The sequence below is a fragment of the Pseudomonas sp. 21615526 genome (assembly GCF_013386245.1).
In the GTDB taxonomy this organism is placed as follows: Bacteria; Pseudomonadota; Gammaproteobacteria; order Pseudomonadales; family Pseudomonadaceae; genus Aquipseudomonas.
This window is the reverse complement of the sequence record NZ_JACAOM010000051.1, coordinates 1-10,846: the sequence shown is the minus strand read 5'-3', so window position 1 is coordinate 10,846 and position 10,846 is coordinate 1. Positions and strand designations below refer to the sequence as shown.

Genomic DNA, 10,846 nt, shown 5'->3' with positions numbered 1-10,846 from the left:
AAATCGGCTTACTGGGAAATCGGGGAATGTGTGGCCGGGGGGGCTTGTTCAGCCGGTTGCCCGGGCCATCTGCCGCGCGGCGTCGTTGCGCCAGCGGGCCAGGTGTTCGTCGGCGTAACGCCGCACACAGCGCAGTACGGAACTCTCGTGCTGCACCAGGAAGAAGTGGTGACCGTCGAACATGTCGAGGGAGAAACCGCTGGCGGTGTCTTGCTGCCAGTCCAGCAGTTGATCGGCGCGCACCGTGTCCTGCTTGCCGCCGAATACATGGATGGGCAGGCTCAGCGGCTCACGCTCGCCGTATTCGAAACTGCCGCACAGCAGGAAGTCGGCCCGCAGGATCGGCAGCATCAACTGCATCAGTTCGGCGTTGGCCAGCACGTCTTCGCCCGTGCCCTTGAGTTCCCGCAGGCGGGCGATCAGTTGCTCGTCGTTTTTCTCGATGGCGTATTCGCTGACATCGCGACAGGCCGGGCCGGCGGTACCCGAGGCAAACAGCGCCAATGGCGGCGGCGCGCCCCGTTCGCGCAGGGCATGGGCCAGTTCGAAGGCCAGCAGGCCGCCGAGGCTGTGGCCGAACAAGGCGTAGGGGCCGTCCAGCTCGGCGCGGATCTCATCAGCCAGTTGCCCGGCCAGTTTTTTGATATCGCGCTGCAACGGCTCGTCCATGCGCATGCCGCGCCCCGGCAACTCCAGCGGCCGCACCTGCAACCACTCCGGCAGCGCCCGCCGCCAGCGGCTGTAGACCATGGCGCTGGCGCCGGAGTAAGGCAGGCAAAACAGGCGTAATCGAGCCGGCGTGTTCATTTCAGACCACTCCCGCTCACACGATAAAAACCCATTTTGTCCTCCTCCAGGCGCTGATCCTTGGCCGGTTTGTTAACTGGCCTTTCACCCATGAGAACGGATGGCACCGGGAAATAATTAGTCAGCGAGACGCCGTTCACACCTCTCGATAAAGCATAAGATTAGTTCGTCTTCTCATTTGACAATCATTATCATTAAGCATAATTTGTTGCCCGATGTGTAGGAGGCCTCAGCAAGGACGCCCTCCCCCAACCTTCTCTTGCAACAAGGTGATTTCCATGACGGAACAAGTATCCACAGGCAGGTGCGACTCACCCCTACTCCAGGCCTTCGTCGACAATCGACTGATCCTGGTCAAGATCGCAGCGCGTATTACCGGCTGCCGATCCCGCGCCGAAGACGTGGTGCAAGACGCCTACTTCCGGTTGCAATCGGCCCCCACCATCACGTCATCGTTCAAGGCGCAGCTCAGTTACCTGTTCCAGATCGTGCGCAACCTGGCTATTGATCACTACCGCAAGCAGGCGCTGGAGCTGAAATATTCCGGCACGGAAGAGGAAGGCTTGAATGTGGTTATTCACGGCGCTTCACCTGAGACCTCGCACATCAACTTTTCGACGCTGGAGAACATTGCCGACGCCTTGACCGAGTTGCCTCAGCGCACGCGTTACGCGTTTGAGATGTACCGGCTGCACGGGGTGCCGCAGAAGGATATTGCCAAGGAGCTGGGGGTTTCACCGACGTTGGTGAACTTTATGATTCGCGATGCGCTGGTGCATTGCCGGAAGGTTTCCGGGACCCATAGCGACACGTTTGCGCGGCGGGCCTGACGCGCCACACATCCCATGTGGGAGCGGGCTTGCTCGCGAAAGCGGTGGATCAGTCACACATGCATTGACTGACACTGCGCTTTCGCGAGCAAGCCCGCTCCCACATTTGATCTTCGTGCACTCAGATTTTTTGCTCAGTCAAACCAACCCACACCGCTCAAAAAACCGTTCCCGCCCCAGAATCATCAACGCCGCCCGCTTATGAGGAAAATCAAACTCCTTCTCACAGTGGAAACACTGATTCTGCATATGCCCAATCATCTTCCCGTTATCCGCCCGAGGCTCAGCCACCACACGCTGCGTACGCGGATCATCGAGAAACAAGTAATGCACCAGCGCCGACAACCAGCTCGCTACCTTGTGCGGACCACGGTGGTGCTCTTCGCCCACCAGCATATGAATCCCGCGATCGTAATCCGCCGCATCATAAAACGGCGCAATCCGATCCTCCTTCGCCCAATACGCCTCGAAATAAGCAAACGGCTCATCATCGAAACAGCCAATCAACGTCAACGCATGGGGATCCGCTTCCAGCTTGTCCAGATACTCCCGATGCTGTTCCAGGCTGCCAGTTTCCTGCCAGAAATTCGCCACCCGCGCACTGTTCTGCCAACGATTGAAGCGCGCCAGATCAACATCAATCTCCACCGTACGCAGTGAAATCCACGCCCCCAGCCGCGCATCAAACCGTCGATACACCTCGCCCCGCGGCTTCGGCGCACGGGCAGGATGACGCTTGCCACCGCTGATGATCATCTGCTGCGGATAAGTCCCCGTGAGAGATTGCCCCAGCCACGGTTGCGGCAACTGCCAGAACAACGTGCGCTCGCAATGAAACTGCCCGGCAACCCCGGTCGCCACCAGCAACCCACTGCGCAAGGCATCTTCCGGCGCATGCTCAAGACACCAGACCAGTCGCTGACGCCCGGGCTCCCTGGCAAACAGCCAATAACACGCCGCCCACAAGGCACGGGCAGCCGGCACACTGGCGGGCTCCTGCAAATGCACCTGCACCTCATCACCCCGCTCAAGGCGCAGGCGAATCAGCGGCTGGCCCTCAAGGGTGAGGCTCAGGCGGCTATCAGTTTCATCAGCATTCAGGGCGGGTCCCGCCGGCAAGGACAGCACTGACAGGTCATTCAGATTGGACATGGGATGGGCTCACGAATCGTCGACAGTTCAACAAGTGACGTGAGCCGAGGGCAAAAATTTAGACGATCACGGTACCGGCATTACATCGATGCGGTAAGGCTCGAAGATCTTCAGCAACTGGCCGTTGTCCCTCAGCTGCTTGAGCAGCCCGGCGAACGCCGGCCCCGTGATCGGCGCCTTGGGCCGCAGCAACGCATAGTGGTGGTACACCTGGTCGATCCGCTCGGACACCAGGAACTGCCCCGCCGTATCGGCATTGCGCACCAGGAAATCACTGAGGTAGGAACGTGTCACCAGGGCGATGTCGGCCCGGCCCCGGGCGACCATCAGCAGGTTGCTGTCGTGGGAATAGGTCAAGGTGGCGTTGAAGTGCTCCGCCATGTACTTGGGGTCGGGGTTGAAGTTGGCGAACGCGTAGTGATAGCCGCTGAACACCGCCAGGCGCTTGCCGGTCAGGTCGGCGAAATACGATTGGTCGCGACCGGGCTCCTGCTGGGCCACGAAGATTTCCGCATCCTCCAGGCCCATGTCGACATCGGTGTGGGCAATATCCTGCCAGCCCCACTTGGGGTTTTCGAAGATCGCCATGTCCACCCGACCTTGCTGGAAGTCGCGAAAACGCCGGGGAATCGAGGTGGGTACCAGCACAAACTGGTAGTCGGTTTGCAGGGCGTTCAAGGCTTCCACCAGTTGCGGCAGTAACCCGGTGTCGGCGCCCTGCTCCGGGCGCACGGTGTATGGCGGGAAATGCGCAGCACCGACCCTCACCAGTTGGGCGGCCGAGGCAGGCATCAGCCACAGTGCGCCAAGTGCCCATATTGAGAGTCCTGCAGCCAATCGCCAAGGCGAAAACATCAAGGCACACACCGTCGAAAACTTTGATCCCGCTAAGCTAGGCGTTTTTGTCTATCGAGACAACTTTCTGCCACACAATTAATAGCTTGCGCGAAAGGGCTAGTCAGCTTTCAACACCATCAGCAAGGCTTCGTCGGCCAGTTGCTCCAGGGTCATGCTGCCCTGGGCGCGAAACCAGGTGGTGGTCCAGGACAAGGCGCCCGTCAGGAAACGCCGCGTGATAAACACATCGCCCTTGATGTAACCGGCGTTTTTCGCCTCCCCCAGCACCTGCAACCAGATCTCTTCGTAGATATCGCGCAAGGCCAGCACCTGGGCCTGGCCCTCGGCCGACAGGGAACGCCATTCATACACCAGCACCGCCATGGCCTCGCCACTGCCGCCCATGATCGACTGCAATTCGCAACGAATCAGCGCCAGCACCCGCTCGCGCACGTTGCTCGCCTCGGCCAGGGAAGCGCGCATCAGGGCGGTGTTGTAGTGGATGGTTTCCTCCATCACCGCCCGCAGGATTTCGTCCTTGCTCTTGAAGTGATGAAAGATGCTGCCGGACTGGATCCCGACCGCGCCGGCCAGGTCACGCACGGTGGTGCGCTCAAAACCCTTGTTGCGAAACAGGTGGGCCGCGGTTTGCAGCAGCTTGCCACGGGCACTGTCGGGGTCGGTCAATTGGCCGGCGTCGACCATGGTGCGCATCACCCGCAGGGCTTTTTGCTCATCCATGCTGCTCTCCTTAACTTCTGGTTACGTCTTGGGCGGCAATTTAGGCCGTGGCAGCCAACCAAGCAAGCGCTTGGGGCAAAGTTATGACCAGAGTTTACAAACCAAGCGCTTGCTTGGTAGTGTTGGTATCAGCAAACCAGAGGAAGGACGCCCCATGAACAAGACGGTACGCATCGGCTGCGCCAGCGCCTTCTGGGGCGACACCTGCACCGCCGCTGCGCAGTTGGTGCACGGCGGCACGCTGGATTACCTGGTGTTCGACTACCTGGCGGAAGTCACCCTGTCGATCCTCGCCGGAGCGCGAATGAAAGACCCCCAGGCCGGCTATGCCACGGATTTCGTCGAGGTGCTGACGCCGCTGCTGGCGGATATCCAGCGCCAGGGCATCCGCGTGATCAGCAACGCTGGCGGGATCAACCCCCAGGCCTGCGCCGCCGCGTTGCAGGCGGCCTGCGACCAGGCCCGAATCCCGTTGAAGATCGCCGTACTGCTGGGGGATGACCTGCAACCGCAGTTCAAGCAACTGCACGGCGTCACCGACATGTTCAGCGGCGCGCCCTTTCCGCCGATGTGCGTATCCACCAACGCCTACCTCGGCGCGCCCGGTATCGTGCAGGCGCTGGAGCTGGGTGCCGATATCGTCATCACCGGCCGTGTGGTGGACAGCGCGGTGGTCAGCGCGGCGCTGGTGCATGAGTTCGACTGGTCCTGGCAGGACTACGACCACCTGGCCCAGGCGGCATTGGCCGGGCATATCATCGAATGCGGCGCGCAGTGCACCGGCGGCAACTTCACCGATTGGCGGGAGGTGCCGGACTACGAACACATCGGTTTCCCGATTGTGGAGGTCAGTGCCGACGGCCAGTTCACCGTCAGCAAGGTCGAGGGCACCGGCGGACTGATCAGCGAACTGAGCGTCGCCGAGCAACTGCTGTATGAAATCGGCGACCCGCGCGCCTACCTGTTGCCCGACGTGATCTGCGACTTCAGCCAGGTCAAGCTCCGGCAACAAGGCAAAAACCGCGTGCACCTGCACGGCGCCAAAGGCCTGCCGCCCACCGACCAATACAAGGTCAGCGCCACCTACCCGGATGGTTTTCGCTGCACCGCCAGTTGCCTGATCGCCGGGATCGACGCGGTGGCCAAGGCCGAACGGGTCAGCCAGGCGATCATCAACAAGACCTCAGAGCTGTTCAGCCAGCGCGGCTGGGCGCCCTACACCGACATCAACATCGAACTGCTGGGCAGCGAAGCCACCTACGGCCCCCATGCCCAACGCCAGGACTGCCGCGAAGTGGTGGTGAAACTGGCGGTGCGTCACCCCAGCAAACAGGCGCTGGTGCTGTTCGCCCGGGAGATTGCCCAGGCGGCCACCGGCATGGCGCCGGGGCTCACCGGGATCGTCGGCGGGCGACCCACGGTGTACCCGCTGATTCGGTTGTTTTCATTCCTGATCGATAAAAGCGCCTGCCAATTGCAGGTCGACTTCCTTGGCGAACGGTATGCCTGCGAATTGCCCGTCACCAAACCGCTGAACACCTCGATCGCATTGATCGACCCGCCCAAACCCCAAGGCCGCGCCGACGCCAACGTGCCGCTGGTCAAGCTGGCCGTGGCCCGCTCCGGCGACAAGGGCAACCACAGCAACATCGGGGTGATCGCCCGCGAGCCCGACTACTTGCCGTGGATCGCCGAGGCACTGACGCCCGAAGTGATCGTCGACTGGATGAGCCACGTGCTCGACCCGATCCACGGCCGCGTCGAGCGCTGGTATTTGCCCGGCAGCCACAGCCTGAACTTCCTGCTGGAAAACGCCCTGGGTGGCGGCGGGATTGCCAGCCTGCGCATCGATCCCCAAGGCAAGGCCTTCGCCCAGCAACTGCTGGAAATCCCGATTGCCGTGCCGCAGCACATTGCCGATCAATTCACTTAAAGGACCCGCGCCGTGGCCTTCGACTCGATCTTCAAAGCCGACCTGTTCCAGGGGCAGACCATCATCGTTACCGGCGGCGGCAGTGGCATTGGCCGTTGCACCGCCCACGAGCTGGCAGCCCTCGGCGCCCATGTGATCCTGGTGGGGCGCAAGCCGGAAAAACTGCAAACGGTGGCCGCGGAGATCAGTGAGGACGGCGGTCGCGCCAGCTGGCAGGCCTGCGATATTCGTGATGAAGAAGCGGTCAAGGCGCTGGTCGGCCAGGTCCTGCAGGAGCACGGCCCGATTCATGGCCTGGTGAACAACGCCGGCGGCCAGTACCCCTCGCCGCTCGCGTCGATCAACCAGAAGGGCTTTGAAACCGTGTTGCGCACCAACCTGGTGGGCGGTTTCCTGATGGCCCGGGAAGTGTTCAACCAGAGCATGAGCAAGCACGGCGGGTCCATCGTCAACATGCTCGCCGACATGTGGGGCGGCATGCCCGGCATGGGGCACTCCGGTGCGGCACGTTCGGGCATGGACAACTTCACCAAGACCGCCGCCTTTGAATGGGGTTACGCGGGGGTGCGGGTCAACGCCGTGGCGCCGGGCTGGATTGCCTCCAGCGGCATGGACACCTACGAAGGCGCATTCAAGGCGGTGATCCCGACCTTGCGCGAGCATGTACCGCTCAAGCGCATCGGCACCGAATCGGAAGTCAGCGCGGCGATTGTGTTCTTGCTCAGCCCCGCCGCCGCGTTCGTCAGCGGCAGCACCTTGCGCATCGACGGCGCCGCCAGCCTGGGCAGCCGCGCCTGGCCGCTGCACAAGGCGCAACCGCCGAGCGTGTCCTTTAATGGTTTCCACCGGGCTTACTTGCCGGACGTGCTCAAGGAGGAGAAATAAGCCATGCCGGTGATCGACTCGCAACTCGACGCCCACAGCCCGCAATTCGCGCAGAACCGCGAAGCGATGCTCACGGGCGTCAATCAATTGCGCCAGCTGGAGCAAAACCTGCTGGGCAAGGCCGCCGAAGCCAAGGCCAGGTTCGACAAGCGCGGGCAACTGCTGCCACGGGAACGCCTGAATTTATTGCTCGACCCCGGCGCGCCGTTCCTCGAACTGGCGAGCCTGGCCGGCTACAAACTGCACGATGACAAAGACGGCAGCGCCGCTGGGGGCGGGTTGATCGCCGGCATCGGCTACGTCAGCGGCGTGCGCATGCTGGTGGTGGCCAACAACAGCGCGATCAAGGGCGGGACCATTTCCCCCTCGGGCCTGAAAAAATCCCTGCGCCTGCAACAGATCGCCATGGAAAACAAACTGCCGGTGGTGACGCTGGCAGAAAGCGGCGGCGCCAACCTCAACTACGCCGCCGAGATTTTCGTCGAAGGCGCACGCAGCTTCGCCAACCAGGCGCGGATGTCGGCCATGGGCTTGCCGCAGATCACCGTGGTGCATGGCTCGGCCACGGCGGGCGGCGCGTATCAGCCGGGCCTTTCGGATTACGTGGTGGTGGTGCGTGGCAAGGCCAAGCTGTTCCTGGCCGGCCCGCCGCTGCTCAAGGCCGCCACCGGCGAAGTCGCCACCGATGAAGAACTGGGCGGCGCCGAGATGCATGCACAAACCGCCGGCACCGCTGAATACCTGGCGGAAAACGACGCTGACGGCGTGCGCATCGTGCGTGAGATTGTCAGCCTGTTGCCGTGGGATGACCGCTTGCCGCCTGTGCCAAAGCGCGCTTACAGCGAGCCGCTGTACCCGATTGACGAGCTGTTGGGGCTGATCCCCGACGATCCGAAAAAGCCCTACGACGTGCGCGAAATCCTCGCGCGGTTGGCGGACGCTTCCAACTTCCTCGAATTCAAGGGCGAGTTCGACCCGCACACCGTCTGCGGCCACCTGCATATCCAGGGCCGCGCCTGTGGCTTTATCGGCAACAACGGGCCGATCACCCCGAAGGGTGCGAGCAAGGCCGCGCAATTTATCCAGCTGTGCGACCAGAGCCAGACACCGCTGCTGTTCTTCCACAACACCACCGGCTTCATGGTGGGCACCGAGTCGGAACAGCAAGGCGTGATCAAGCACGGCGCGAAGATGATCCAGGCGGTGGCCAATGCCCGGGTGCCGAAACTGACCATCGTCGTCGGCGGCTCCTATGGTGCCGGCAACTATGCGATGTGCGGCCGTGGGCTCGACCCGCGTTTTATCTTCGCCTGGCCCAACAGTCGCACCGCCGTGATGGGCGGCGCCCAGGCGGGCAAGGTGCTGCGGATCGTCACCGAAGCCAAGCAACTGAAAGACGGCCTGGTGCCCGACCCCAAGGTGCTCGACATGCTCGAACAGGTCACCGCACAGAAACTCGACAGCCAGTCCACCGCCCTCTACGGCAGCGCAAACCTGTGGGACGACGGGCTGATTGACCCACGGGATACACGAACCTTGCTCGGGTTTCTGCTGGACATCTGCCACGAGGCCGAGGTGCGGCAACTACAGCCCAACAGCTTTGGTGCAGCGCGGTTTTGATGATCGTTCCCACGCCCCGCGTGGGAATGCAGCCCGGGACGCCCCGCGTCCCCATAGGGAGAACAATAAAAATGATCTTCACCCAGGAACACGAAGCACTGCGTCGCACCGTCCGTGGCTTTGTCGAGCGCGAGATCAACCCGCATGTGGATGAGTGGGAAAAGGCCGGACGCTTTCCGATCCACGAGATCTTCCGCAAGGCCGGCGACCTCGGTTTGCTGGGTATTTCCAAGCCGGAAAAATTCGGTGGCATGGGCCTCGACTACAGCTACTCGATCGTCGCCGCCGAAGAGTTCGGCAGCATTCGCTGCGGCGGCATCCCGATGTCCATCGGCGTGCAGACCGACATGTGCACCCCGGCCCTCGCCCGCTTCGGCTCCGATGAATTGCGCGAAGAATTCCTGCGCCCGGCCATCAGCGGCGAACAGGTGGGCTGCATCGGCGTTTCGGAAACCGGCGCCGGCTCCGACGTGGCCGGGCTGAAAACCCATGCCCGCAAGGACGGCACTGACTACGTGATCAACGGCAGCAAGATGTGGATCACCAACTCACCGAGCGCCGACTTCATCTGCCTGCTGGCCAACACCTCGGACGACAAGCCGCACATCAACAAGTCGCTGATCATGGTGCCGATGAACACCCCCGGCATCAGCGTCAGCCCGCCCCTGGAAAAGCTCGGCATGCACAGCTCGGAAACCGCCCAGGTGTTTTTCGACGACGTGCGCATCCCCCAGCGCAACCGCATCGGCCATGAAGGTGCGGGATTCATGATGCAGATGCTGCAGTTCCAGGAAGAGCGGCTGTTCGGCGCGGCCAATATGGTCAAGGGCCTGGAGTACTGCATCGACAGCACCATCGAGTACTGCAAGGAACGCAAGACCTTCGGCAAGGCGCTGATCGACAACCAGGTGATCCACTTCCGTCTGGCCGAACTGTCCACCGAAATCGAATGCCTGCGGGCGCTGGTGTACCAGGCCACCGAGCAGTACATCAAGGGCCAGGACGTGACGCGCCTGGCCTCCATGGCCAAGCTCAAGGCCGGCCGCCTGGGCCGGGAAGTCAGCGACAGTTGCCTGCAATATTGGGGCGGCATGGGGTTCATGTGGGACAACCCGGTGGCCCGGGCTTATCGCGATGTGCGGCTGGTGTCGATTGGTGGTGGGGCGGACGAGATCATGCTGGGGATCATCTGCAAATTGATGGGCACCCTGCCGGGGAAGAAGTCGTGAACACGTTGTTGCTGGAACCGCATAACGGGGTGCTGCATGTGACCCTCAATCGGCCGGACAGCCGCAATGCCATGAGCCTGGAAATGGTCAACGAACTGCGTGCGGTACTGGCCGATGTGGCTGGGGACAAGAGCGTGCGGGCGTTGGTTATCAGCGGCGCGGGTGGGCATTTTTCGGCCGGTGGCGATGTGAAGGACATGGCTCGCGCGGGAGCCGCGGGTGGCTTGCAGGCGTTGAACCGGGCGTTCGGTACGCTGTTGCAGGAAGTGGAGGCGCTGCCGCAAGTGGTGATTGTGGTGCTTGAGGGTGCCGTGTTGGGCGGCGGGTTTGGGTTGGTGTGTGTCAGTGATGTGGCGATTGCGGATCATCAGGCGCAGTTTGGGTTGCCGGAGACCGGCCTTGGGTTGTTGCCGGCGCAGATTGCCCCGTTCGTGGTGAAGCGTATCGGGCTGACCCAGGCGCGGCGGCTGGCTTTGACGGCGGCGCGGTTTGATGGGGTTGAGGCGCTGCGGTTGGGGTTGGTGCATTTTGTGGAGCACGATCCGCAGGCGTTGGCGGAGCGGCTGGATGAGGTGTTGGGGCAGGTTTTGCGGTGCGCTCCGGGGGCTAATGCGCGGACCAAGGCTTTGCTGCTGGCCAGTGGTGAGCAGGTTTTGGGGCCGTTGTTGGACCAGGCTGCCGAGTGGTTTGCCGAGGCGGTTTGTGGTGAGGAAGGGGTTGAGGGGACTCAGGCGTTTGTGCAGAAGCGCAGGCCGGGGTGGGCGCGATGAATCGGGGGCATATCCGTTATTTTTGTAATGGCGACTATGGGT

General features: G+C 62.3%; 10 protein-coding genes. 6 read left to right on the top strand and 4 right to left on the bottom strand.

Annotated features, from left to right (window positions below):
* Window positions 1–48 precede the first annotated feature (48 nt).
* Window positions 49–807 (bottom strand): thioesterase II family protein, encoded by a 759-nt coding sequence (locus HX786_RS15780; protein ID WP_177023348.1) that lies wholly within the window; start codon window positions 805–807, stop codon window positions 49–51.
* A 278-nt stretch (window positions 808–1,085) separates the two neighbouring features.
* Between HX786_RS15780 and HX786_RS15775 the strand changes: the two genes are divergently transcribed.
* Window positions 1,086–1,637, top strand: a complete 552-nt coding sequence (locus HX786_RS15775; RefSeq protein WP_003209024.1) for an RNA polymerase factor sigma-70 — start codon at window positions 1,086–1,088, stop codon at window positions 1,635–1,637.
* Window positions 1,638–1,775: 138 nt separating this feature from the next.
* Here HX786_RS15775 and HX786_RS15770 read toward each other — a convergent pair whose 3' ends face one another.
* From HX786_RS15770 to HX786_RS15760, 3 genes are all read right to left on the bottom strand, one after another.
* Window positions 1,776–2,789 (bottom strand): GNAT family N-acetyltransferase, encoded by a 1,014-nt coding sequence (locus HX786_RS15770; RefSeq protein WP_178912315.1) that lies wholly within the window; start codon window positions 2,787–2,789, stop codon window positions 1,776–1,778.
* Between the two features lie 66 nt (window positions 2,790–2,855).
* Window positions 2,856–3,644, bottom strand: a complete 789-nt coding sequence (locus tag HX786_RS15765; protein ID WP_083853176.1) for an ABC transporter substrate-binding protein — start codon at window positions 3,642–3,644, stop codon at window positions 2,856–2,858.
* Between the two features lie 99 nt (window positions 3,645–3,743).
* Entirely contained in the window at window positions 3,744–4,367 is a 624-nt protein-coding gene (locus tag HX786_RS15760) for a TetR/AcrR family transcriptional regulator (protein WP_087695088.1), read from the bottom strand.
* Window positions 4,368–4,521: 154 nt separating this feature from the next.
* On the opposite strand from HX786_RS15760, the gene HX786_RS15755 reads away from it, so the two are divergent.
* The 5 genes from HX786_RS15755 (at window position 4,522) to HX786_RS15735 (ending at window position 10,804) form a co-directional block, all read left to right on the top strand.
* Window positions 4,522–6,300 carry an acyclic terpene utilization AtuA family protein gene (locus HX786_RS15755; protein WP_178912314.1) on the top strand — a complete coding sequence of 593 codons (1,779 nt, stop codon included), beginning with the start codon at window positions 4,522–4,524 and terminating at the stop codon, window positions 6,298–6,300.
* A 12-nt stretch (window positions 6,301–6,312) separates the two neighbouring features.
* Window positions 6,313–7,185, top strand: coding sequence for an SDR family oxidoreductase (locus HX786_RS15750; protein ID WP_102605695.1), 873 nt, complete (start codon window positions 6,313–6,315; stop codon window positions 7,183–7,185).
* A 3-nt stretch (window positions 7,186–7,188) separates the two neighbouring features.
* The gene (atuC, locus tag HX786_RS15745; RefSeq protein WP_008431693.1) at window positions 7,189–8,805 is read left to right on the top strand and encodes a geranyl-CoA carboxylase subunit beta; all 1,617 of its coding nucleotides are present in this window, start codon (window positions 7,189–7,191) and stop codon (window positions 8,803–8,805) included.
* Window positions 8,806–8,876: 71 nt separating this feature from the next.
* Window positions 8,877–10,034, top strand: a complete 1,158-nt coding sequence (gene atuD / locus HX786_RS15740) for a citronellyl-CoA dehydrogenase (protein ID WP_177081317.1) — start codon at window positions 8,877–8,879, stop codon at window positions 10,032–10,034.
* Complete coding sequence (locus HX786_RS15735; RefSeq protein ID WP_008431696.1) at window positions 10,031–10,804, top strand: enoyl-CoA hydratase/isomerase family protein; 774 nt, start codon at window positions 10,031–10,033, stop codon at window positions 10,802–10,804. The genes atuD and HX786_RS15735 overlap by 4 nt, the downstream gene beginning before the upstream one ends.
* The last annotated feature ends 42 nt before the right edge of the window (window positions 10,805–10,846 follow it).

Coding starts and splice junctions, on each gene's coding strand:
- HX786_RS15760 (WP_087695088.1), bottom strand. CDS start 4,367: ATGGATGAGCAAAAAGCCCTGCGGGTGATGCGCACCATGGTCGACGCC.
- atuC (WP_008431693.1), top strand. CDS start 7,189: ATGCCGGTGATCGACTCGCAACTCGACGCCCACAGCCCGCAATTCGCG.
- HX786_RS15775 (WP_003209024.1), top strand. CDS start 1,086: ATGACGGAACAAGTATCCACAGGCAGGTGCGACTCACCCCTACTCCAG.
- HX786_RS15770 (WP_178912315.1), bottom strand. CDS start 2,789: ATGTCCAATCTGAATGACCTGTCAGTGCTGTCCTTGCCGGCGGGACCC.
- HX786_RS15780 (WP_177023348.1), bottom strand. CDS start 807: ATGAACACGCCGGCTCGATTACGCCTGTTTTGCCTGCCTTACTCCGGC.
- atuD (WP_177081317.1), top strand. CDS start 8,877: ATGATCTTCACCCAGGAACACGAAGCACTGCGTCGCACCGTCCGTGGC.
- HX786_RS15755 (WP_178912314.1), top strand. CDS start 4,522: ATGAACAAGACGGTACGCATCGGCTGCGCCAGCGCCTTCTGGGGCGAC.
- HX786_RS15765 (WP_083853176.1), bottom strand. CDS start 3,644: ATGTTTTCGCCTTGGCGATTGGCTGCAGGACTCTCAATATGGGCACTT.